We start from the raw sequence: 24,363 nt of genomic DNA, 5'->3' as shown, positions 1-24,363 counted from the left end.
TAAATCTCATTCCGCAGTGAAAATAGTTAATTACTTGCGAGTCAAAATCGGCTATAACACGCGCCTTCTTAATATTCTCGAGTTGAAGAAATGAATCATTGGATGCATTTAGAGCAAATCAGTCAGTATTTCACGGCGGGCTCTATCGGTTATAAAGTGTTGATGGGCGTCATCATTGTGATCGCTTATCGCTTGCTAAAGAAGATCGCCAACCGCGCGATTCTGAATTTGGCAGAAGCTAAAGGCGTAAACAAAGCACGCTTGAGCTTTATTCAACGTTGCTTCAACGTCGCATTTTTGTTCCTGTTTGCTTCGCTATTCGCCATCGTGACCGGTATTGGTTATGGCGATGTGTCGCTATTCCTATCGTCTATCTTCGCGGTATTGGGGGTGGCTTTCATCGCTCAATGGTCGATTCTTAGTAACATCACGGCAAGCTTTCTGATCTTCTTTGTCTTCCCATATCGTGTCGGTGACCGAATTAAAGTCGTGGACAAAGACGAAGACATTAGCGGTGAGATTCAGGAAATCCGTATGTTCCATGTGTTGATCAAGCACGACAACGGCAACCTAATCACTTACCCGAACAACTTGATGCTCCAAAAAGCGGTACTCAAACTGGCGAAAGAGAAAGCCAAGGTTGAGGAGCCAAAAACCACCTCACGCATTTATACCCGCAGAAAGAAATAGCCCACTAAAAAGCCGATGTTTCAACATCGGCTTTTTGTTTCCTCGGTTTTTTTAAACACCTTCTTGACCTCAACCATGCTTGAGGTTTTAGCCTTATTCGCACGATTCAAGATCAACAATGAAAAAGGAACCATTGTGGCTAAAATTGCGATTATTTATTTCTCTAAAACCGACGTAACAGGTCAGCTTGCTCGCGCAATTGCCGCTGGCGCTGAACAACAGGGCATTGAACAGCAAGGTGGATTTGAAATTCTCTCTCATCGTATTCAAGGCAGTGAGATTATTGAGGGGCGTTTTGTGCACCCTAACCTAATGGATGAACTTGCTGAGTGTGATGCGATTATCTTTGGCTCTCCAACCTACATGGGCAGTGTGGCTGCGCAGTTTAAAGCATTTGCCGATGCAAGCAGTGAATCTTGGTGTTACCAAAAATGGGCAGGGAAAATCGCAGCCGGCTTTACCAGTGGTGGGGCTATGAATGGTGACCAATCTTGCACATTGCAATACCTACAAACGCTCGCTAACCAACACGGCATGATGTGGGTCGGCTTGGACAAGATCAGCAATTCTGGTGAGCAAAACCTTAATCGCTACGGTGTGCAAGGTGGCATTGTTGCTCAAGGTGGTGAAGATGGTCAGTTACCTCCTTCTGATCTCGCGACAGCCGAATATCTTGGCAAACGAGTCGCAATGCTAGTCAACAAGCTCTCCACCCGCTAAGAGAAAAGAAGCCCCGCAAGACACCTCTTCGGGGCTAGATTTTAGCACTGGTTGGTTAGGTGCTATTTCTTGATATAGAGGTCTTTCGAGTAAATACGACCTTCTACGTTGTTTTTGGCAAAACCACCCACCGTAGGGCGAACCAAACGCGCTTGCATGTAATAGTAAATCGGCGCGATTGGCATATCCGTAGCTAATAGTTGCTCTGCTTGGTCATAGAAACCTTGGCGCGCTGTTTCATCGGTGGCAGCCAATGCACTGTTCATCGCGCTGTCATAGGCTTCACTGCTGTAGCGAGCAAAGTTACCTGACGAGCCTGAGCGCAACAGACTCAAGAAAGTGGACGCTTCGTTGTAGTCTCCGCACCACGAGGCACGCATGACATCAAAATCCCCTTGCTTACGTGCGACCAGGTAAGATTTCCACTCTTGGTTTTCTAGCTCAACCTTGGCTCCCAAATTGTTCTTCAACATAGAAGCAATTGCCACTGCAATGGCTTTGTTGGACTCGCTGGTGTTGTACAGCAATTTGAAATCCAAAGGCTTACCGCTTCCGTACCCTGCTTCTTTCAACAGTTCACGCGCCTTTGCATCACGCTGTTTCTGTGTCCATGCGCTATATTCTGGCTGAGTTGCGTCAAAGCCCGCCGTGTATTGATGAGCAAATGTGTATGCAGGCAAGTTACCCACTTGAGTCACACCATCGGTGATCACATCACGCATGATGGAGTAAGAAACAGCTTTACGAACTCGCTCATCATCAAACGGAGGACGAGTGGTATTAAACGCATAATAGTAAGTACAAAGCAGAGGCACCGCGGTGTAAGCTTGTGCGTATTCTTTCTTCAGCTTTTGCGCCATGTGTGTAGGTACATCTGAAGTAATATCAACCTCACCCACGGCATAGCGATTGATCGAGGCATTTTGGTTTTCAAACGGAATATAGGTCACCTGAGTGAGGTGAGCGTCTGCGCTATCCCAGTAGTTTGGGTTCTTCTTCAGTTCAATACGCTCATTCACCACCCACTTGTCTAGCACGAATGCACCATTGCCAACAAACTGCTTAGGATCACTCCACGGTTTATTGCTGCTCTCAACCGTCGCTTTGTGCACTGGCATCATGGAGGTATGCCCGGTCATTGCGACAAAATAAGGCACCTTGCTATCCAGCTCGAAACGTAGCGTGTGTTTATCGACAGCGGTAATACCGAGATCATCCAGCGGCTTCTTACCTTCCGCGACATCAGCAATGTTTTTGATCTTGGTGAGTTTGAGATACCAAACATTCGGTGATGCCGTTTTAGGATCCACAGCTCGACGCAGCGAATAAACAAAGTCATCCGCTGTCACAGGATCGCCATTCGACCATTTCGCATCTTTACGCAGATGGAACACAAAAGTTTGGTTATCTTCCGTTTGCCAAGATTCTGCAACGCCGGGAACGATGTTGCCATCACGATCTTGGATGACTAAGCCTTCGAACAAATCGCGAATGATGTGCATCTCGGGTAAGCCTTCAGCCTTTGCCGGATCTAGTGTCGCTGCTTCGGTATCGTTTGCACGCACTAAATGTTGTTCAGATGCCAATTGCACGCCATCAGGTAGAGAGTCTGCAAACGCAGCTGCGGACAAAAATGGGGTCAATAAAGAGGAAATCACTAACGCTGTAGAATGCTTTTTAAAATCCATATCGTTCTTCGTTCTCCTAACACGTCTTTTGAAGCAAGTACCACAATTGATAATACAAGCATTGACGAACTTTAAGTGTTCGGTTTATACCCAAGTAATCTCAAAGTGCCAGTTTCAGCAACCATAACTTGAGTGATATCCAAATACTAATCGAACAATCAGGAGATTACGGTGAGTCTAATTCCAAGAACGGAAAGAGCGGCTTTTTTAATTTCGCCGATATCATATGGAAAATCGGTGTTGGGCGCGCCATTGCTGTACTTCCCTGCGCAAGTAGAAAGTAACTCCCGAGGTTTGATTTTAGCAGGCACACACGGTGATGAGACAGCGTCTATCGCAGGGCTATCTTGCGCGCTGAGAAGTTTGCCCGCTGAAGATTTAAAGCATGACGTTATTTTATCGATGAACCCAGATGCCAACCAGTTGGGTACACGAGCAAACGCCAATCAAGTCGACTTAAACCGTGCTTTCCCCACACAAAATTGGACAGAACACGGCACCGTCTATCGTTGGAGTTCACACACACCCGTGAGGGATGTCAAAGTCAAAACAGGCAGCAAAAAATCGCTTGAACCCGAAGTCGACGCATTAATTAACCTGATTGAGAAACGCAATCCAAAGTTCGTGGTCTCTTTTCATGAACCCCTTGCGTTTGTTGATGATCCAGCCCATTCAGTGCTGGCGAAGTGGCTTGGAGAGCAGTTCAAGCTACCGCTCGTCGATGACGTAGATTACGAAACTCCGGGATCATTCGGAACTTGGTGTAACGAGCGCGCATTGCCATGCATTACGGTTGAACTACCCGCGATCTCTGCTGATCTGACAATTGAACAGCACCTAGACGCATTTATCGCTCTACTGCAGCACCAACCAGACTTTTAATTTCTCATCAAGACGTCAGTTTGCTGTTGCATACGAATAATAGAGGGGGAACTGGGGACACAAAATGCATGTCCCCTATAAGAATTAGAACTTGTAGCCAACTAAAAGGTTAGAAGTTGTTGCATCGATACCAGCAAAATCTACAACTGAGATTTGAGCATCCAACGTAATTCCATTTTGGAACACGTAACCGCCTTGCACAGCGAAACCAGTCGAAGAGTCTGAGTCACTAACTGACGTGTATGCGTTGTACACTGTCGCTTCCGTATCAGTAGCAGCTAGACCACCCAAAATACGCCAACCGCTCATGCTCTCATAACCAACCATAAGGTTTGCTTGCGAAGCCTCTACATGCGCACCTAGATAGCCGATTGATGCACTGTCTTCAACGATGGTTGGAACATAAGAACCAGCGATCACAAGACCATTGTTAAAAGTGTACGAAACACCGAAAGATACACCGCTTTCCGTCGCCGCTGTAACATTATCAAGGGAAGTCATTGCGTAGCCAATATTTACACCAAAACCAGAACGGTCGTATGAGGAGCCTTCAATTGTTTCTGCAGAAACAAAAGTTGAAGTGAAAATAGTAGCTAACGAAAGAGCAACAATTGAACGTGTCATATAATAAAAACCCAAATATGCGTGCGATGCACTGAAACGATATTCACTAAACGTGATATTTAAGGGGTGCGAATTATAGGCAACAAGTTGCTCCCTTCAACTAAACTCACTTATTGTTACCACAACATGTTGTTATTGAACAAAAAACCACCTAATCATCTATTGTTTTTAAAAAAATCAATAAATGCTCGTGTTCGTTTCGGTAGATGTTCACGTTTAGGGTAAAGCAGGTAGAGTGGAAGTATTGCTTTAGTACGCCAATCGGGGAGTAAAGTGACAAGTTGCGCTCGCTCTTGGGGACTCAGTTTTTCTAGTGCAAACTCATCCAACATCGCGACACCGCAACCAGCTACTGTCGCATCAAGCATCGATTGGACAAGATTAAAGCACAACACGCTGGATAACGTGACCTTAATGTCTTGTTGAGTTTGCTGATGATGAAAGTGCCATGTATCCAGATTCAATTCAGCATTGCGATAGGTAATGTGCTCTAAAAGATGCAAATCTTCTGGTGTGTTTGGTGATGGTTTTGTCGCTAGATACGCTTTGCTCGCGAATGGTTTACAGTGTAAAGAACGCAGATGATGTCCGACATACCCTTCAGGGGGGGAGTCGGTAAAAAAGAACGCAAGATCAAACCCAGACTCGATCAAATCGAGCGGTGTTTCAGTGAAAATCACCTCAAACGTAACGTCGGGGAACTGCTGGCGAAATGCAATTAATGAAGGGTTGAGTAACTCCGCACCAAATGAGGCAGAAGCAGCAATACGTAAATGCCCAGCAACCTTATCGGTCTCCATCACTTGTTCATTAATCTGTTCAACGTTTTCCATTAAGCCTTTCACTTGGTGGTAGAAACGCTGTCCATCATAAGTAAGGTTAAATTGTCGCGTGGTGCGTTGGATAAGCTGAACAGAAAGTATCGCCTCCAACTGCCTAAGTTGACGACTCACATGAGCATTGGAACAGCGCAGCTTTTTAGCCGCACCAGCAATACTTTTCTCTTCGCACAGTGCAATGTAAATCGGTACGTAACTGAGCCAGTTTATTTCCATATAGTAATTATGAATCTCTAAAATCAATCTACTGGAAATAATAGAAAGGCTCTACACTGCGCACAACTTAAATTTTTGCATGGAGAATACAGATGAACGCTTTCGATACTTGGCTGAAAGGGCAAATCATTAAAGATCATGTCACCAACCCAAACATTGAAGTGGGTGAATACAGCTACTACTCCGGCTTTTACCATGGCAAAACTTTCGAAGATCAGGCTGTTCGTTATTTGATGGGCGACAGCGTGACACACCAAGAATGGCAAAACGGCGCATATGGCGAAGTCGATAAACTGATCATTGGGAAATTTTGTTCAATTGCCTCTGGTGCGACTTTTATGATGGCGGGTAATCAGGGACATCGTATTGATTGGATTTCCACCTTTCCCTTTTCCCCAGAAGAGTTTGGCAATGGGGTACAAAGCGGCTTTGAACGTGCCGGCGATACCATTATTGGCAACGATGTCTGGATTGGCAGTGAAGCCATGATAATGCCGGGCGTGACAATCGGTGATGGTGCAGTGATTGGTGCGCGTTCAGTGATCACTAAAAATGTCGAACCGTATTCCATTGTGGTTGGTAATAATCATGTGGTTCGCCTGCGCTTTGAGGAAGAAGCGGTATCGATGCTACTAGAGATTCAGTGGTGGGATTGGTCAATTGAGCACATCAAACAAGCGATGAAAATCATGTGCAGTGGTGACGTCTTCGCATTAGGTGACTACTACCGTGAACACATCGCTTAACGACTTAGCATTGGGTCTGATTTGTTAAGGCAAAATGAAGCGAAAGCCCAGATAAATGGGCTTTCGTTCCTAAAGTTAAACAGCAGCCAGATCTTCTTCTTCCAAGGTTGCAGAGACTTTAATCTCGTATTGATTAAAGCTAAATACACAGCCGCCATGGGTACGTTTGGTGGTGACTTGCTCATCACCAAATTGAACCGTCACCCGAGTAAAGACTCGGTCAGTTGCTTCAACAATATTCTCTGCTAATGCGACTTCGAAATCTTGTTCAGTTTGCTCAAGCTTCTGCTTTACGTCTTCCAAACGAGTGTTGTTTTGCGCCTTCAATACTTCTATCTGCGCTTGCTCTTCATCTGTGCGCTCTGCTTTAGGGCGTTTCTTAAACTCAAGTTCCTTTCGGATAACGTCCATGGTGCCTTCTTGCGCGGATTTATACTCGTCCTTTAGATTTGCAATACGTTCCTTAAAGACAGAATAATTTGCAAAGGCTTCAACCTTGGTCGCCGTATCTCCCTCTACACCCAATTGCGAACAGGAAACCTTACTGCCCACTTTTGCATCACCACCACTTAAAGTGCCGTTCTTGCCACTGGCATCAAGCACGATTAAATTGCGCCCACAAACAATGTCATTGTTCATGCTATGGACAGCAAGTTCTATGTCTTCACCAGATTGCAATTCACAATATTGGGCATAACTGGCACGAATCGATGTTTTGGTGCGCACATGGCAGCTTTTTGGCTGACCATCGCTCACCGTATGACCAATGATGCCCTTAGCAACTTGAATATCCCCTTCAGCTTGTACATCGGCAGATTCAATAAAACCACCCACTGTGATTGAGCCCGTCGCTTTCACTATCATGCCCGATTCGATGTTCCCGCCAATGATGACGTTGCCTTTAAATTTTACGTGACCGGTGTTTACTCCGACACTATTGAGGCAAAGTGCATTGTCGACTTCGATGGTTTTTTCTTTGATCAGTGGTGTGCCTGAAACAGATGCAAGCAGAAGGTTTGGATCGGACTTGCTGATTTCAGTACCTTTACCGGGTTTAATTGGACTGTCTTTGCCCGCTTGTGGAGGAATAACGCGACCTTGAACGGTGAAGCCCGGGATGCCTCTGGTCGCCGGAGTGCGGCGCATCACTTCATCCCCAATATCGACAGCGATGGTTTCACCTAAATTGCGTAGATCGATTTTGTCACTAGAGGATTGACCTTCTTTCGGCTTAAGGATGCGCTTGGCGATGTCTTTAACAAGTGGCGTGAAGATAGCGTCTTTGCCTTTAACAGGTTGCTTGCCAACCGCAACAGCTTGGGTGAAGGTTTCTCCGGGTTTTAGCTGTGTACTGACAACCAACACTTTTTTCAACGCAAGTTTATTGATGCCTTTGGAAACACGAGCATGCGCGAGTGCTTGAACAATTTCAGGACCTCTTAGTCCTCGTCCTCCATAAGCGCCCGTCACATTCATGCTGGCAAGCATGTCATTGTTGGAGAGTTCAACTTCCACCTGAGCGTTTTTGATCTGTGCAATCACGATCCCTTCATAGGCTTCTGATTTACGTTCACGCGCGCAATTAATGAATCGCACCACCTCTGTTTCATCGACAAACGCTTTGTCAGCTTCCATCATCTGAAGCTGCTCAGGCAATTCCTTTTGATTTAGCTCACCTCCGAGATCCACATCTCCCGGTAAGCGGGCAAAAACCTTTGTTTTATCTTCTGACCACTCCAGGCATATCTTCCACATAACCAATCCATCTGCTACCCATCACCACCTTCAGTCTAACCAAAATCATTTTCTGAACAAACCTCTCAATTCTAAGAATCAGGCTCACATCACTAAAGCATTAACAGGCTCAAAACTCAGGTATATAAAGCATTGAGCATAAAACTCATTTCAACAAAGCCATCTTAGACAAAATGCAATTTGGTTTAGAAAAGGTCGTAAAATTGATTTACCTCCAGCCGTTTTCAAGCAAAGAAAATAACGAAAAGAGTTTTATCAATACCGAATCAACTTCGACAATAGAATGTTTCTTATATAGCTCAGAAAATCTTGTATACGGTCGTTTTCTTCTACCTGTCGCGCTGGCAACACCCTGGTTTATTCACATCTTTTTTTACTTTTAAAGTCATTGATTTAGTGACGATAGTCTTATCATTAATAATTTTTATAAATTTTTCCTCTGGAACCTATTTATTTTTCTGTTATATTCCGCCAACTGTCGTAATGATAATTATTATCATTACTGTTAGTTAGGGAAGGAGTATCAAATCATGGCGGCTATCAGTTCAGCAAGCGCAGCTCGTATCGGTAACATGTACCAAGAGCACCACAGTTGGTTATCTGTGTTTATTAAACGTCGTTTGGGGTGTCCTGAAGCAACTGCCGATTTAGTTCAAGACACTTATTTAAGACTCCTTACCCGAGGCAAATTACCTGAAGCGAAAGATTCGAGAAGATACCTTACTCATATCGCAAAAGGTTTGGTCATTGATCTTTACCGACGTCGTCGAATCGAAGCCGCTTACTTAGAACTCATCGAACAAGAACCTGTAGAAGTCGCTGGCTCTCCTGAAGACCAAGCTGTCATTGTGCAAGCTCTGGTCGAAATTGATGCCCTTCTGCATCGTTTACCTCTTAAAGCTCGCCAAGCACTTTTGATGCGCCAATTGGAAGGCAAGAGCTATAAAGAAATCGCACTCGCACTCGACGTGTCAGTGTCTTCTGTCGAGAAATACGTAGCGAAAGCACTGCAGGGCTGCATGATGACCATGCTGAGTGAGAACGAATAACATGGAGCAAGTTTCTCGTGAATCCATCGAGCAAGCCTCTCTGTGGATGGCGCGCTTGTGGGCCGATGACGTAACACAACAAGACAGAGATGCCTTTGATAGCTGGAGAAGCGCCCACCCTGATAACGCTTATGCGTGGCAGCAGTTAGAAGAGCTGCAAAGAAAGTTTACTGGTATTCCAAACTCCCCGATCAGCCGCAAAGTGCTTGCTCCAAAACAGCGTGGTTTGAACCGCCGACAAGTCTTGATGCTTGGTGGCCTTTCTCTTGGTACGTTAAGTTTGATGATGTCTACTCATACCTCTCTTCCCAATGGTGCGGAGTACACTACAGCGACGGGTGAGGTGAAAGACATATTGCTTTCTGATGGCACTCAAATGGCAATGAACACCGCCACCCGCGTATTTGTCGACTTTAACCAGCAAGAACGACGTTTACACCTGCTTGAAGGTGAGATTATGGTCACCAGTTCTCACCATCTCACCCCTTTCCATGTCACTACTCCGCAAGGTCGAGTCGTACCAATAGGCACCCGTTTCACCGTACAAAAACGAGACGACGATACGCTAGTTTCCGTTTATGAGGGCGAAGTAGCACTCTACCCTTTACTTGGTATGGGAGCACAGCACTTGCTTGCTGGTGAAAACGCCCACTTTACGCAACGTGAAACCTCGAATATACAAAAGAATCTCAGTGACGACGCCCTATGGTTAGAACAAAAAATCATGGCACAAGGGATGCCACTCACAGAGTTTATTACGGAGCTAAGTCGATACCGTCGCGGTATTCTCTCAGTCGATCCACAGTTGTCCTCTTTGAAGCTCACCGGGGTATTCTCGACAAAAAACGTCGACAAAACGCTTTTTAACATCAGCCAAATATTACCAATCGAAATCCGCTATCGGACACCAATGTGGGTCAGTGTGAAAGCAAAACCATAAAAAAATTTACGGATTTAGACATCTCATTCGGTGTAAAGAGCAGTTAGTAGACCGATTAAGGAAAGCAAGGTGCCGCTCCCTCAACGACGCCAGATATTGGCGATAATGATTCAAGCCAATCTAGGATTAGCCTCTCTCATCACTCCTTTTGCCGCATGGGCAGAACAGTCATTACAGTACGATATTCCGTCAGGTAATCTTGACCATGTATTAAGCCAGTTTGCGGTAGAGTCTGGTGTTGAGTTTTATCTCAATGCTTCACTTTCAGAAAACCTGCAAAGTCCTGGATTAACAGGTAACTATGACCCCGAACAAGCATTGATATTGCTGCTGGCAAACACGGGATTGAATGCCGAGAAGCAGGCTGATGGTGTTTATCAACTTTCTCCTTCCTCTGAAATGACACTCGACGCAATTCAGGTAAGAACGAGTTTTGAAGATGCTTATTATCGCGATAGTGATGGTGAGATGGCGATCTATGACGCCGATGTTGCCAGTGCCTACATGGGCAAAGAAGAAATAGAACGCTTCAAAGGCGCAAGCGCTGCCGATCTGTTTACCGGAATGGCAAATACCTTTAGTGGTGAGGCTCGTAATGGCGGTGGAAGCATTGATCCTAATGTTCGTGGTGTACAAGGTTTTGGACGAGTCCCTGTCGTCATAGATGGCACAGAACAAGGCATTTCCGTTTATAACGGTTACCGAGGCGCTTCAAACCGAAACTACATTGATCCAAACTTGATTGGTGGTCTGAAAGTTTACAAAGGCGCACAGATCAGTTCGGACGTGAATACCTCTGTAGGGGGCGCAGTACAAGTCACGACATTGGAGCCACAAGACATTGTGCCTGAGGGTGATAATTTCGGTATGGAGTTCGTGGCGGAAAGCAGCAGCAACTCAGTAAAGCCCAACAAAGCTCGCTTGCATACAGGTAAACGGTGGCAAGATGTCCCAGTATACAATGAGTTAGGCGGCGTACCATTATATGACGACCCAGAAGTACGCTTTCAAACTAGAGATGATAAAGATGACAATCCGCTAAACGGTGAGGATACAGCTTATCGACTAGCTATTGCGGGCGTAAAACCAAAAATTGAATGGCTTGGCGCGTATGCATATCGTAATCGTGGTAACTACTACTCAGGCACAAATAAAACGGGTTTCTACTCCAAATCAAGAGATGGTAGCGGTAGCGAGATCGTTGCGGGCAGAAACCCATATTTGAACCCGGAACACATTGCATTGAGCCATATCCCTGGGCACGAAGTACCAAATACATCCTCTGAGATGGAATCGTTCCTATTAAAAACAACCATTAATTTTAGCGATTACTATAAGTTACAGCTGAATGCGCGCTATACAGAGAGTACTCACGGGGAAATCCTCGCGAGTCGTTCAGATTATCGAAACAGTGACGGTCTGCCTCAATGGCCGCTAGCGAATGCCAAGATGCAAGCTTACAGCATCAAGTTTCGAGCAAACCCAGAAAGCCGCTACATTGACCTCAGTACTAACCTATGGACAACGTTAACGGATTCCAGAAGCAATACTGGCTATGGCTTTCCCAATTTTGTGAACTTTCGTAGCGAGACACCAGATATCATCATCAACACCTCGACCGTCAATCGTGATGAAAACCGTTTTGGCTTTGATTTTAAGAACAAAATGCTATTGCTCGATAACTTGGATGTCACGGTTTCCGGCAGCTACATGAAGCATGAATTGACCCCAAAAGAAGGTTTGGAATACCTCATTGATTTCTACGGTGGTCCTGTGCGCTCGGGAGAAAGAGAAGAATATAACGGAGCCGCGGTCATCGAATGGCGTCCACTAGATGCCTTTATTATCAATGCTGGCGTGCGCTATATCAGTTATGAAGCCACCGACTTTTACATCGAGAATCGTATCAAAACGGGCAATAGCGACGATGTTGGTCTTAAAGAATACAAGAAAGATGGTTATCGTCTCGCATTTCAAACCATTGAAACTTACGCCCCTGAAGAAATCGCACAAAACGTCGCGAATGCTGAGCATGAAGTTCGTGTAACGTTCACAAAAAAGAACATAAACCGAGAAATCAATCGCCTGCAACATTTGATCACCACCGATCCCACCCAAGCTGATACTTACCGTGAAGAGTTAAAACTGCGTCAAAATGAGATCAACAACTTTGATTCACTGTTAACTGCAAAGGTAGAAGAGAAAACAACGGAAGCCAAAAACAAAACCAGTTTCGTTGAGGATCACCTAGTTGAATGGCGAACCAACAGTAAAAACGAACTGGATCTTGCTAACAACCCTTGTTTGATTGCCCAAAAGAAAGACAACTTTGTTGAAGGCAGCTGTAAAACCAAAGGACAAATTGATGGCAAGGACAACCGTAACCTCAGCTACAAGAACAGCGGCAGTGGTTGGATGCCCTCTCTTACCACAACATGGCTAATCAACGAAAACAGCCGTGCGTATGCTCGATATGCAGAGACACTGCGATTCCCAAGCTTATTTGAGAGTACCAGTGGATTTTCTGGTAACCCATCAGCATCAGTACCCCTTGAACCAGAGCGAGCGAAACTCTTCGAGGTCGCGTACATTCACTACTTTGAGAACGCAAGCGCAAAGCTCACTTACTTTGATCAAACGATTGATGATGTAATGGATCGCGATCGATCCAGTTTTTCATTTGCCAATCTGGATAGCCAACGCACCAGTGGTATTGAAATCAACGGTATGTTCGATAACCAACTGTACTTTGCCGATGCATCATTGGCTTATAACTTCCGCAATGAGGTGTGTGACAAAAACTCTGCTGCCCAAGGCTTCGTCCCAGCTCTTGTCGATAAAACCACACCATCAACAGAAACGTGTGTTCGCGGTGGCTTCACAGCAGCAAGCTATCTGGCAGCACAAGCAGCACCAGAGTATTCGGGTAGCTTATTAGTCGGAGCAAGGTTCTTTAATCAAGCATTAGAAAGCGGGTTACGCACCAACTATGTTTCTGGCAGTCACGAAGATGAACAAATTAAACGAACCGATGTAACAACATTTGATGCTTACATTAAATATGCATTTAACGAACACCTATCTGCAGAGCTTATCGGAAGCAACATCACCGATGTTTATTATCTTGAAGCTGGATCGGTATCTGGGATGCCTGCACCAGGAAGAACGATAGGACTCAAGTTAAACGGACGCTTCTAAACCTTATGAACGCAAAAAGAAAACGCCTCACCCGAGGCGTTTTCTTTTTTCATTTTATTTTTACGGATTTCCAATTGCTATTCGGTGTAGTGGATGAAACTTCATAAAGCCCAATATAGGCTTGGTGTCCCAAACACCACCAAGCCTATAGAACCGTATATTTAGGATGATTTAATGAAACCCAACATGAAATGGACGCTTCTTGCTATCACCATTCCTTCGCTTATCGCTTGTGGTGGTTCAGACTCAAACACTGCAGATTCACATAAAGCGCCGGTATCCGTTGTCTCTGGTTACGAAACAGCAAAAGTCGGAAACAGAATTCGTGTAGATGGACTGGGTAGCTACGGTGTAGATGCCAGTATCGCAACGTACACTTGGTCTATCAGCAAAAAACCACAAGGCAGTAACGTCAAGTTAAATAACGTTAATGCAGTCTCTCCATACTTCACACCAGACTTGGCAGGAGACTACACCATTCAGTTGGTAACCAACGATGGCAAAAAAGACAGTAGCGCACAATCGCTGACTATCACCGCAACAGAAGTAAATACCAACGTGGCGCCCGTTATTTATGCATCAGAAACCTACACGGCAGCGCTTGATCAAACCCTGAAATTAGACGCGAAAGCTTACGACGCTGATAATGATATGCTCAGCTACCAATGGGCTCTTAACTCAGCACCAAAAAACACCACGATGTCGTTGAGCAACGCAAGCACCAAACAAGCAGCGCTAAAAGCAAACGTTGCGGGTGAATACAAACTAACTCTAACCGTCTCAGACGGTAAAGAAGAGACAACTAAAGAGATCACCATCAACTACTCTGCCGATAACGTAGCACCAGTTGCCATGGCGGGACGAGATACCACATTCGAATTGGGTGGAACCGCAACCTTAGACGCTAGCGCAAGCATTGATGGCAATGATTCAGGTATCACGTACCAGTGGGAATTTGTGTCCAAGCCTTCGGCAAGTGCTGCAGAATTGTCGGATGCTACGTCAGCAAAACCAACATTCACCCCCGATGTCGAGGGTGATTATGCGCTTGCTCTAACCGTAAGTGATGGTGCTCTAACCAGTGAAAAAGATTTTGTTCGAGTAACGGCATCGAAAGCAGGAACAAGCGACCTCGTATTGCACTTCAACGGTGAGAAAAAACAATGGCCGTTCGCAGAGGAGGTTACTCTGAATGAAGAAATTAAAGGTGAAGCGCCCAAATACGTACTCCTAGGGTCATTAACTCTTGAAGCCGTTGGACACGATTATGAGGTTCAGCAGATCTTTGCAATGGACGCAGTCAGCCTCACTCACGACGTTAAATTAAGCGGCATTGAAGATGGTAGCGTGCTACCTGTCGGCGATGAAATAGTTGTTAAGCTTTGGTCGGCGCCAACGCAAGGAAATACTGTTACATTGTCTTACGGTTTTATGATCAAAGATCAAACAGACTTTTATGCAGGTCTTGGCTACCACTTCCAAACAAACTGATCGTCCTGCACAACAATGACACATAAAAAAGCGCGGTCTCTCCGCGCTTTTTTACGGATATTCAAATCTCATTCGGTGTATCAGATAAAGCCTTTCTTTTACCGCGCCACGTTATGGACCGCGCTTCTAATCAATTAGGATGAACTAAGATGAGTCTAAGCTCGAAATATACTCTCACACCATTGCTGTTATTACTTCTTAATGGTTGTAATGGTGGCGGTGGGAATGATGCCTCTGAACCCCAAACGACTAACAATCACCCCCCTATTGCGATAGCTGGGATCAATCAACATGTAAAGCTGAGTGAAAAAGTGGTGCATCTCGATGGCACGGGTAGCGTCGACTACGATCAAGACTCAATAGCCTTCTCTTGGAAAATGGTATCGAAACCCTTCAAGAGTAAAGCGGAGCTCATTAATCCAGAATCCAGAACTCCGCGCTTTGAGCCAGACTTATTGGGCACTTACCTTGTAGAATTGGTGGTGAACGATGGCAAAACAGACAGCCGCCCTAACCAAGTAAAGATAGAAGTCATCAGGGAAGACGAAAATACACCACCAACGATTAAATTTACCAAAGATAAGTACACCGGTAACCTAACTCAGCAAATTAACCTAAACACAAGACCTCAAGATATTGATGGCGATAAATTGTCGTTTACATGGGAAGTGTTGTCCCACCCACAAGGCAGCAATTACTCTATAGCGAAATCGACTGTGTATGATTTCAACTCAATCAAGGCTGATACGGAGGGCAATTATGTGGTTAAAGTGACTGCATTCGATGGCTTTTCTGAAGCTTCCGCTACGACCACCGCTTCCTTTTTTTATAAAAATGTCCCTCCACATGCGGAGGTAGATGGTTCAATGTTTTGGGTTCTTGATAACATGAGTGTCCCATTGAATGGCACACCCAGTGGTGATGCCAACGGCGATGTACTCACTTATGAATGGCACTTCACTAAAAAACCAAACGGCTCATCCGCCGTCATCGATGATCCTTATGCTGTGCTAACTTCATTTTCGCCAGATATCTCCGGGGATTACGTCGTCAGTTTAACCGTAAATGATGGCGAGTTTTCAGATAGCCATTCTGTGGGAGTTAGAGTAAGAGCGATTTCTGAATCCCAACCGCACACCAAACTCACACGCGGCTCAGATCCCACTCCTTTGCGACTGCCTCACAAGCAAAATGACGTCATCGATAAAACATCCGATACGGGTCCTATTCCTAACTATTACACTCTCGATAGCTATACTTTTGAAGCAGTAGGAAAGCCAGTCACCATTACTCTCGGAAAGTATACGCTTAGTAGTAGCAACGACGATGTAACACCAAGGATATTAGTTGGTTCTCAAAGCTACTTTAGTAAAGACCTTCAAGATAACGATGTCATTATTGTTATCCCCACTGGTGACAGCTTAACCTTCCAACTACAAAGTCCACCGACCAACGGCAAAGTGGCAAAAGCCTCAATGGGCTTCAGCTGGAGTCTTAACGGTCCTAATGACTTTAGTATGGTTGAAAGAATTTCCACAACGATTGAATTTACCAGCCGTTAAAACACAAGCAGCTATCAAAAACGCCCACAGTTGTGGGCGTTTTGTTTTTTATTCGCTAACAATTTAAAAAATCACAAACTTATTTACGGGTTTTGTCTCCTATTTCGGTGTACTAAATGAGACCGCGTTAGTCATCTGTCGCGCGCACCGGATGCACTGGCATGGTCTCTTTCTTTAACTATTTCAATCAACAAAAGGAAGAGACAATGAAACCACTTCAACTTTCATGGATTGCAGCAGCAATGATTGGTCTAAGCCCACTTGTTCATGCAGGATTTGATGGCGCGATCAGTGATGATTCGCTTCGCCAAGTAGGAGAATCAGAAGTTTGGGTCCCATTTATTCACTCTAAAGGCAATGCAGGCATCGGTAAAACAGGTGGCAAACGAGTGGACTTTGAAGGTCTAGCTGGTGGTATTTTTGATGACGAGCGAAATGGTGTTCACACATCAGGCAGCAAACATTTTCAAGACAATTTTTACAGTTTTGTCCAAGTAGCGAATCAAGATGTGTGGTTTGGAGAATGGTACGAAGGTAAGAAAGATTCTGAGTTTAACAACCGTACCGTTTACTACGTCGGTAATGATGCAGGAACGACTGTACCAACCAGCGGCAAGGCGACCTACAACATTACTGGTATTAACAAGTTCTCTGGCGCAAACAAACTTTCAGGTACGTTTAACGCTGATTTCGGAGCCAAAACGCTAGACGGTTCAATCAACAATAGCAACCTAACGGTAAGTGTAGACGCAACGATTAATGCAGCAACCGCAGCATTTAATGGCACTGCTCAAGCTGTACAGAATGGCACAACCACGAATGGCGCTTCTCAAGGTCACTTCTTTGGTGCGAACGCTGCTGGCTTGGCTGGTATCGCCACCTTTACCAACAATAGCGATCTAGACACTGCTTTTGGCGGCGAGAAAAAATAACTCTCAATTCAATGAGTGATAACCAAGAAGCAGCCCGTGCTGCTTCTTTTTATATGGAATATTTATGGCGGTTAGAACCTCTTACACCATCGCTCTGACATCCCTGTTAGTGCCGTTGTTTTCTTTTCCCGTTGTAGCCAATGACCAAGATACGAATCTTCGCATTCAGCAAAGAGATGCGCTATCAGCACAAGAAAAAGAAAAGCGTCTCCTGCAAGAAGAAAAAGAACTCGAATTACAGAGGTCGAAGCAAGCTCAGGAACAAAGCTCGTCAGATCAAAGCAACGACAACTTAGGGCAAGCGCTTTACCTAGCAGTTAAAGGAAAGCAATGGTCACAAGTAGAAGTACTATTGAACCAGTATCAATCTTCACCCTATGCAGATCCTTTACTTATCCATTATGCCCAAGGCGCTCTATCACGCTATTTAGGTCGTTTAAGTGATGCAGAGGCAGAGTACCGATCGCTTTTATCCTTATATCCGAATTTTCTTCCCGCTCAGTTAGAGCTTGCTCGCGTTTTGTTTGAGCGTAAGAAAAACCAAGACGCACACACCCTTTTCTCACAAATCAAATCTACTCTCCCTACTGATAACCCAAGGGCTGATGGTGTCAGACGTACTCTCAATGCCTTTATATCAGCACTAGAGCACAGAGATGCATGGCAAGGTGCGATCAGTTTTGGTCCAACTTTCAATGACAATCTCAATAGCAGCTCAGAAACCTATACTTGCTTAGTCCGTCATGAGACAGGAAAGTGTTTATTTGATCGAGTAACACCGGAAAAACAGAGAGCAGCAGGGTTAACTTTTAATGCAAGTGCGAATAAGCGCATTAGCTTCAAAGGTCATCATGGTATGAGTTTGCAAGCGCTGACGTATGGTTCTCGTTACAACAATCACAGTGAATACAACGAGCAAACAGCGAATGTTAGCTTTGGTTACAGCTTTCAAGACCAGCGTCATAGTATCTTGGTTGCGCCGTTGATCGAGTACAGCACATACGCGGATAAGAGTTTGTATTGGTCAACAGGTCTAAAGTTGAATGGATTCCATAGCTTAGACTCGAAAAGCGCACTGAGATGGGAACTAAAAGGCGAATACCAAGATTACCGTCCAACAAAGCTCGACTATCAATCAGATTGGCAATGGAATGCAAGCATCAACTATTGGCACCAGTTGCCACAACAATGGCTCGCATTCGGTGGCATAGACTGGACGCATAAACAAAATGATCAAGATGTACATGCTTACCAGCTCTATGGTGGTCGAATCGGAGTCGTGAAAAGCGTCGAAGGTTGGCTTGACGCTAACCTGTTTGCATCACTGCGAGAAAGGCAATACGAGGGATATAACGCCCTACTCGATGCAAAGAGAAGAGACACAGAGCAAAACTATACTGTCACATTTTCCTCTCCAAAGTTGGTTTTTTGGACGTTGACACCCATTCTAGAGTGGACTCATAAACGGGTAAACAGCAACGTTGATTGGCTGTACACCTATCAGCAAAATGAGGTGAGCGTAAAATTTGAAAAGCGTTTTTGACTCTAAAATCACGGCAAACATGCTTTACAGTGTAAATTGACCCAAATATTTAAATTTATTTTACGGATTTCGTTACTTCATTCGGTGTAGTGGATAGAGCAGGCGCGAAAAGGTTATTTGCGCCATCAGTCATTTTCACAACGAGCAATGGATAATGAATAAGCGTTTTTTTCTCCTAGTGTCGGCATCTTTTAGTCTGGCACTTCTTCCCCTTTCTTCTTCTGCAACTGAGTCAACTGGTACTTCTATAAATAACTCAGTCACCGAAACACAAATAGCACCACCTTCTAACCCGCTCATCACCCACGATTTATCCCCAATGGGTATGTACCACGCTGCTGATTGGGTGGTAAAGGGAGTGATGCTCTCACTGCTTGCCGCATCCATTTTGACTTGGGCAGTTTTTCTTTTTAAACAAGTACAACTGATGAAAGCAACACGACGCACACAAAAACTACTTACTGAGCTTGTTGATGCAGAGTCATTGGAAAATGCCAAACAGACCACTCAGCCTTTTAAAGGCGTAGAATCCTCACTAATTTCAGCAACGCAGCATGAATTGCAACTCTCTTCTCTAGGCTTTGCTTCAGAAAATGGCATTAAAGAACGCGTACAACTGCGCTTAGAAAGAGTGCAAGCTGAATTAGGGAGAAGCATGACTTCACTGACCGGCATCCTCGCAACCATCGGCTCCGTCGGTCCTTTCGTTGGATTGTTCGGCACAGTTTGGGGCATCATGAATGCTTTCATCGGAATCGCAAAATCTCAGAACACGACGCTAGTGGTGGTCGCTCCGGGGATCGCAGAAGCCCTCCTTGCCACGGCAATTGGTTTAGTGGCAGCAATTCCAGCAGTGGTCATCTATAACTACTTCACACGTAAAATTTCTGGCTACAAAGCGCAACTCGCCGATGTCTCCGTAGCATTGATGATCTTGGTTAGCCGAGATTTGGATCAAAAGCGAATGCAATCTCACCAAGAACACAACGACACAGTGCTAAAGAAGGTGGGTTAAACCATGGGATTTAAGCCAGCCTCAGACAGCGATGATATGGTTGAGAATCATGAGATCAACGTGACACCTCTGGTTGACGTCATGTTGGTGCTCTTAATCATAGTGATGGTTGCCGCCCCATTAGCGACAGTCAACGTTGCAGTCGATTTGCCGACGTCATCTGCAGAGCCTCAGCCTCAACCTGATAAACCAGTTTATCTCACGATTCAAAAAGACCTAACCTTAGTTGTGGGAGAAAAGCACGAGACTTCGCTTGCCGATTTGAAGCAAGCCCTAATACAAGCCAAGGTTGAACCAGACACTCGGATATTTCTTCGAGCTGACAAATCTCTGAGTTATCAAGATTTAATGAAAGTGATGAATGAAATGGTCGCTAGCGGCTACAACCAAATTGCATTAGTTGGTGTAGAGCAAGCGTCGGGAGCGCCACAATGAATGCTCTAGCAGGACCATCTTTTCGTTATAGCTATAGGAAAAAACGTTTTGTTTTAACGGCTATACTACTGAGCGCCTCTCTTCACGCCTTAATAGCCATCGCTTACATGTGGACACCTGAGTATGACTTTTCCTCTCCGCCACAAGCGATACCGATTACAGTGAGTATCGTAGCACCAATGGCTGCCCCCAAAAACACGGTGAAAGCGGTTGAAAGTACAGTGCAACAAGAAGAGTTAATTCAACAAGCCCGTCAAGAGCAATCCGTAAAACATAAGCCCGAACAAGAGCAGTCTCCAGCTTTAGTCAAATCCAAACAACCGAGCACGATTGCTGCAAACACTGAAAAGCCAATAAAAACAGAGAAACCAAAACCGAACAGATCAAAACCAGAACCAGAACCAGAAAAGCAGTCAAAGAAAAAACAACCTGAAATCAATCAAGCCGCCAGTTCAAAACCTAGCTTGGAGACGAAACGTGAATCCAAACAAATCAGCGCACTAAGGCAGGGTCAGCAATCCGAAGCAGGACGAGCGGCAAAGGTAAGTTGGCAACAAGCTCTGCATGCACACCTAGAACGAGAAAAACGCTATCCAAGGCAAGCACGTCGACTTAAGAAGAAAGGGATGCCAGTGATTCGCTTTACCATGGACAGGGAGGGAAATGTTCTCGATGTAGAACTCGTAAAAAGCTCAGGAACAGCATCATTAGATAAAGAAGCGATTGAGCTTGTAGGACGAGCGCAACCGTTAGTAAAACCACCTTCAAGTGTCAAAGGTGCTCGCTTGACACTAACTCTTCCTATCAATTTTTCGTTCTAGCCAGCCTGAAAAACAAAGGAGAGAATTTACAGTGTAAACTCTCTCCTCTATCTAAATTCCTATCTATTCCACTTTACAGTGTAAATTACAAAACCGCGTATCGTTTTACACTGTAAATTTAGCGATTAAAGCTTGAAGCTCTTTGCGTATCTCAGCTTCGATTTGCTTACGTCCCGCCAATCCAAATTGTTTTGCGCACTCATTCCAATCTTTGTTTAAGAGTGACTTACTGATCAGCAGATCAGAAACATCAACCAAACCAAATTGAAGTAACCATTGTTGAAGCCATGTCGACACAGATTCAAAGCTATTACCACCTTGAGCATAGCACTCCACCAAAGTGAGCTTCGCCTTATTCAACGAGACAGCTTGAATTGGTTGGGATAACAACGTACGCATTAAACTCGGCTCAAGTCGTGGATAAATCGCAGAAGCACTCAACGACAATAATTCTTCAAATAGATGCTTAGACTCTTCAATCCAAGACTGCTGTTGGGCGTTACAATTGCGAACCATCAAAAGTGAATAGCAGCCACTCGCAGCGTCACGCATCGTTCCAAGTCGAATCGACTCATAGCCCGAGCGTTGCCAGAACTTTATGAGTTCTTCCGTTGCACCAAAGCTGGTGGACAAATAGGAAATGTGAGATGGCGTTGATTGCTCCAGCAATGACAACATATGTTGACCAATTCCTCGCCCTTGCAACTCTGGATGAACAGCGATACGCATCACACGTAATGTAGAAAGCGCGCCGACTTCTGAGTAGCCAAGCTGGTTAATAATGGTAATGGGAGCTAAATGCCCTTTTGGACGACGCTTGCCAAGCTGGATATCTTTAATTAAATTTTCGGCAAAGTTGCCTTCTTCCACGGTTAAAATCACACCGGCGATTTGACCTTGGTACTGAGCAACATAAACCTGACTGTTTTCATCTTGCAGCAAGTGAAGTAAATCATTAGGCGCCGTTTGATAATGCGCGTTGACCAATAGCGCAAAGCACGTTTTCAATACGGAAGGATTAGAAATCAGCTCGGACTTACGGAGATTGACCAATGCAATTTCACCAAGCTCTATTCGCTCAAACGGTTCAAGCTCTGCATTCAATAAAAACGCCTCATACAGCCACGACTCTAGATTGTCATTTGTACTCCAACGGATAGGCTGTTGAAGGTGGTGGCTTTTCATTCCTGGTCTTTGTTCTTTCAACCACTCAATAAACTTAAGCGTAAACCCTCGACCACACCCTTCATAACCATGTATCGTGCTCGAAAAAACCAAACGATGATAATGTTCCGTAATTTGCTTGAGCATTGGTACAGGGATCGCCGCAGCTTCATCCACTAACAACAAGTCACATTCCGGCATAGACGAAAGCAGCTCGTCTGGGGCAATAAATTGGATGTACCCCTGCCCTACTTCCAATCGATCTTTCTTAACTCGTTGCGCTGTTGAAAGTAATCGCAATGCATGCTGATAGATGGGTTCAACAGCTTTAATGCTTGGTGCGGTAACTAAGACACGCAGCGTCTTTTGCTTAAGAAGCTGTGCACAAGCGATACCTAAAGCGCTGGTTTTTCCACGACCACGGTCAGCAGTCAACACCAATGGACGCTTGCGGTGTCCCGTTACTACTTTCTCAACTAATGCTACCGCTTCAGTTTGTTGCTCAAACTGGTTTTCCTTCGCGCCAAATTGTACGCTCGATAGTGTCGGCAACGGAAGACTCTGGTCTATCACAGTCAGTTTTTGCCAATGCATTTGCATCCACAAATCAGCTTCGCTTGGTTGCTCTTGTTTATTGGCGATAACAAGCAGCAATCCACCGCCAACTAAAGCCCCAAGAGCAGCGGTAAAACTGTTGGCATCGACGCCTTTTCTCGCATCAAACAATAAAACATCGCACTCACGACCAAGCAACATATTGCCTTGTTTGCCAGACACACAAAAAGCCCCTTCAAGGGACCAATCACCAACACAGAACCAAGTCTGATCCGATTGATGTTTGTAAAAGTCAGCAATTAGCGCATCTTGCCATTCGGGTTCACCATAGATAGCCACGCCACGACGTTGAAACGCATCATGAGATTGAGTTTGAAGTTGAGAAAGGAATTCAGATTGAGCGAGCATTACGTATATCCGAGCATTAAACTGACGCCATGTTATCACATCTCGATTCATGGAGACTTTGCCAAATTGCAGACATAAAAAAACCGCCCGAAGGCGGTTTCAAAGAAGAAGATATTTACTTCATTTTACTCTCAACGAAAGCAAGAATTTCTTCCATCAAGCTGTCGTCAACTTTCTTCAAGTTAAGAGCAAGGTTATTGCCTTTGCGGCTGTAGCTTGCACGCCCTTTAACAAGATCAACTTTTTCAGCTTTCTTAGCTGGCTTCGCAGGTGCTAATTCTGCAATCCAGCTTTCAATGCTTTCTGTCACTTCTTTTGTCAGACGAGCAACACCTTGAGCTGTGCTACGTTGCCACAGGTAGCCTTCAGACGTACGGCATTTATCCAGCAGATTTTGTTGCTGTTCACCAGTTAGTGATGAGAATTGCTTGTGCAGCTTCACTATCGTTGGACGACCTAAATCGCCAACATTCGGGTACGCTTGAAGAAGCTCTAACGGTAATGCCGCCGCTTTTAACGCACCACTCACCAATGCTTCGCTGCACTGGAACATTTTTGCCAGTGCTTTTTGGTCTTCTGCTTCGCCGCTTTCTAACTTCGCCTGCATCTCTTTACCTTTCTCGTAGAGAGACAGTGGCTTGTGCGCGTTTGCAACATCAGAAAGGAATTTCGCGTGGTCTGTGTTGATGCCGTCACCAACGTAAACCAAGAAATCTTTGCCCGCTAAGATACAAGACATACGACGGCGGCTACCATCTAATACTTCAATCTTGCCATCTTGCGTGCGACGACCAACTGCTGGATATTGTTGACCACGTTCTTTCAACGTCACCAACACATCCGATAAAGCGTGTTCGTTTAGGAAAGATTGCTCACGAGCGTTTTCTGCAAATACGCTCGTGTCTGTCGCCACTTTATCCGCAGGGATTCGTACCAATTCAAATTGCACAGTATTCTCACCAGCGACTGCTAGTTCGATAGTTTGTGCTTTGTCTTTTGCCGCCGTTTGCGCTTCTTGAGGTGTCGCAACACGACGCTTATTGGTTTTACCAAATAATTTCGCGTTTAATTCAGACGTTTTCAATGCCAT

The 24,363-nt window shown here is 44.9% G+C and carries 20 protein-coding genes; 14 read left to right on the top strand and 6 right to left on the bottom strand.

Annotated features, from left to right (window positions below; genetic code table 11):
* Positions 1 to 102: 102 nt before the first annotated feature.
* Positions 103 to 690, top strand: a complete 588-nt coding sequence (locus VHA02S_RS06010) for a mechanosensitive ion channel family protein (RefSeq protein ID WP_005450053.1) — start codon at positions 103 to 105, stop codon at positions 688 to 690.
* Positions 691 to 825: 135 nt separating this feature from the next.
* Positions 826 to 1,410 carry a flavodoxin family protein gene (locus tag VHA02S_RS06005; RefSeq protein ID WP_009700501.1) on the top strand — a complete coding sequence of 195 codons (585 nt, stop codon included), beginning with the start codon at positions 826 to 828 and terminating at the stop codon, positions 1,408 to 1,410.
* Positions 1,411 to 1,472: 62 nt separating this feature from the next.
* Here the strand turns inward: VHA02S_RS06005 and VHA02S_RS06000 are convergent, their stop codons facing one another.
* A complete protein-coding gene (locus VHA02S_RS06000) occupies positions 1,473 to 3,098 on the bottom strand; it encodes a peptide ABC transporter substrate-binding protein (RefSeq protein WP_038898396.1) in 1,626 nt (541 codons plus the stop codon).
* A 171-nt stretch (positions 3,099 to 3,269) separates the two neighbouring features.
* Here VHA02S_RS06000 and mpaA point away from each other — a divergent pair, with 171 nt between their 5' ends.
* Positions 3,270 to 3,980: a murein tripeptide amidase MpaA gene (gene mpaA, locus VHA02S_RS05995; protein WP_080640366.1), complete on the top strand. Its 711-nt coding sequence runs from the start codon at positions 3,270 to 3,272 to the stop codon at positions 3,978 to 3,980.
* Between the two features lie 84 nt (positions 3,981 to 4,064).
* Here the strand turns inward: mpaA and VHA02S_RS05990 are convergent, their stop codons facing one another.
* Both VHA02S_RS05990 and VHA02S_RS05985 read right to left on the bottom strand, forming a co-directional pair.
* Positions 4,065 to 4,604 (bottom strand): outer membrane beta-barrel protein, encoded by a 540-nt coding sequence (locus tag VHA02S_RS05990; RefSeq protein ID WP_005450047.1) that lies wholly within the window; start codon positions 4,602 to 4,604, stop codon positions 4,065 to 4,067.
* Positions 4,605 to 4,759: 155 nt separating this feature from the next.
* A complete protein-coding gene (locus VHA02S_RS05985) occupies positions 4,760 to 5,659 on the bottom strand; it encodes a LysR family transcriptional regulator (protein WP_009696518.1) in 900 nt (299 codons plus the stop codon).
* Positions 5,660 to 5,751: 92 nt separating this feature from the next.
* Here VHA02S_RS05985 and VHA02S_RS05980 point away from each other — a divergent pair, with 92 nt between their 5' ends.
* Positions 5,752 to 6,405: a CatB-related O-acetyltransferase gene (locus VHA02S_RS05980; RefSeq protein WP_038898399.1), complete on the top strand. Its 654-nt coding sequence runs from the start codon at positions 5,752 to 5,754 to the stop codon at positions 6,403 to 6,405.
* Between the two features lie 75 nt (positions 6,406 to 6,480).
* On the opposite strand, the gene VHA02S_RS05975 is transcribed toward VHA02S_RS05980, so the two are convergent.
* Positions 6,481 to 8,160 carry a flagellar assembly protein A gene (locus tag VHA02S_RS05975; RefSeq protein ID WP_038898400.1) on the bottom strand — a complete coding sequence of 560 codons (1,680 nt, stop codon included), beginning with the start codon at positions 8,158 to 8,160 and terminating at the stop codon, positions 6,481 to 6,483.
* Between the two features lie 530 nt (positions 8,161 to 8,690).
* Between VHA02S_RS05975 and VHA02S_RS05970 the strand changes: the two genes are divergently transcribed.
* The 10 genes from VHA02S_RS05970 to VHA02S_RS05925 all read left to right on the top strand — a co-directional run bounded on the left by VHA02S_RS05970 (position 8,691) and on the right by VHA02S_RS05925 (position 21,146).
* On the top strand, positions 8,691 to 9,209 hold the full coding sequence (locus tag VHA02S_RS05970) for a sigma-70 family RNA polymerase sigma factor (RefSeq protein ID WP_038898401.1): 519 nt from the start codon (positions 8,691 to 8,693) through the stop codon (positions 9,207 to 9,209).
* A 1-nt stretch (position 9,210) separates the two neighbouring features.
* A complete protein-coding gene (locus tag VHA02S_RS05965) occupies positions 9,211 to 10,149 on the top strand; it encodes a FecR domain-containing protein (RefSeq protein WP_009703531.1) in 939 nt (312 codons plus the stop codon).
* 69 nt (positions 10,150 to 10,218) lie between these two features.
* Positions 10,219 to 13,347 carry a TonB-dependent receptor gene (locus VHA02S_RS05960; RefSeq protein ID WP_227740453.1) on the top strand — a complete coding sequence of 1,043 codons (3,129 nt, stop codon included), beginning with the start codon at positions 10,219 to 10,221 and terminating at the stop codon, positions 13,345 to 13,347.
* Positions 13,348 to 13,521: 174 nt separating this feature from the next.
* Complete coding sequence (locus tag VHA02S_RS05955; protein ID WP_038898403.1) at positions 13,522 to 14,838, top strand: PKD domain-containing protein; 1,317 nt, start codon at positions 13,522 to 13,524, stop codon at positions 14,836 to 14,838.
* A 149-nt stretch (positions 14,839 to 14,987) separates the two neighbouring features.
* Positions 14,988 to 16,400: a PKD domain-containing protein gene (locus tag VHA02S_RS05950; protein WP_038898404.1), complete on the top strand. Its 1,413-nt coding sequence runs from the start codon at positions 14,988 to 14,990 to the stop codon at positions 16,398 to 16,400.
* Positions 16,401 to 16,606: 206 nt separating this feature from the next.
* Positions 16,607 to 17,332 carry a Slam-dependent surface lipoprotein gene (locus VHA02S_RS05945; protein WP_005450033.1) on the top strand — a complete coding sequence of 242 codons (726 nt, stop codon included), beginning with the start codon at positions 16,607 to 16,609 and terminating at the stop codon, positions 17,330 to 17,332.
* Between the two features lie 64 nt (positions 17,333 to 17,396).
* Positions 17,397 to 18,875: a surface lipoprotein assembly modifier gene (locus tag VHA02S_RS05940; protein ID WP_038898405.1), complete on the top strand. Its 1,479-nt coding sequence runs from the start codon at positions 17,397 to 17,399 to the stop codon at positions 18,873 to 18,875.
* A 154-nt stretch (positions 18,876 to 19,029) separates the two neighbouring features.
* Complete coding sequence (gene exbB / locus VHA02S_RS05935) at positions 19,030 to 19,890, top strand: tonB-system energizer ExbB (RefSeq protein WP_038898406.1); 861 nt, start codon at positions 19,030 to 19,032, stop codon at positions 19,888 to 19,890.
* Between the two features lie 3 nt (positions 19,891 to 19,893).
* Positions 19,894 to 20,325: a TonB system transport protein ExbD gene (gene exbD / locus VHA02S_RS05930; protein ID WP_005448827.1), complete on the top strand. Its 432-nt coding sequence runs from the start codon at positions 19,894 to 19,896 to the stop codon at positions 20,323 to 20,325.
* Positions 20,322 to 21,146: a cell envelope integrity TolA family protein gene (locus VHA02S_RS05925; protein WP_038898407.1), complete on the top strand. Its 825-nt coding sequence runs from the start codon at positions 20,322 to 20,324 to the stop codon at positions 21,144 to 21,146. The genes exbD and VHA02S_RS05925 overlap by 4 nt, the downstream gene beginning before the upstream one ends.
* 105 nt (positions 21,147 to 21,251) lie before the next feature.
* On the opposite strand, the gene VHA02S_RS05920 is transcribed toward VHA02S_RS05925, so the two are convergent.
* Together VHA02S_RS05920 and VHA02S_RS05915 are read right to left on the bottom strand one after the other, a co-directional pair.
* Positions 21,252 to 23,273 carry a GNAT family N-acetyltransferase gene (locus tag VHA02S_RS05920; RefSeq protein WP_038898408.1) on the bottom strand — a complete coding sequence of 674 codons (2,022 nt, stop codon included), beginning with the start codon at positions 23,271 to 23,273 and terminating at the stop codon, positions 21,252 to 21,254.
* Positions 23,274 to 23,388: 115 nt separating this feature from the next.
* A complete protein-coding gene (locus VHA02S_RS05915; protein ID WP_029790505.1) occupies positions 23,389 to 24,363 on the bottom strand; it encodes a ParB/RepB/Spo0J family partition protein in 975 nt (324 codons plus the stop codon).

The organism is Vibrio harveyi NBRC 15634 = ATCC 14126 = KCTC 12724 (assembly GCF_001591145.1).
GTDB classification, from domain to species: domain Bacteria; phylum Pseudomonadota; class Gammaproteobacteria; order Enterobacterales; family Vibrionaceae; genus Vibrio; species Vibrio harveyi.
This window is presented reverse-complemented; position numbering and strand designations above follow the sequence as displayed.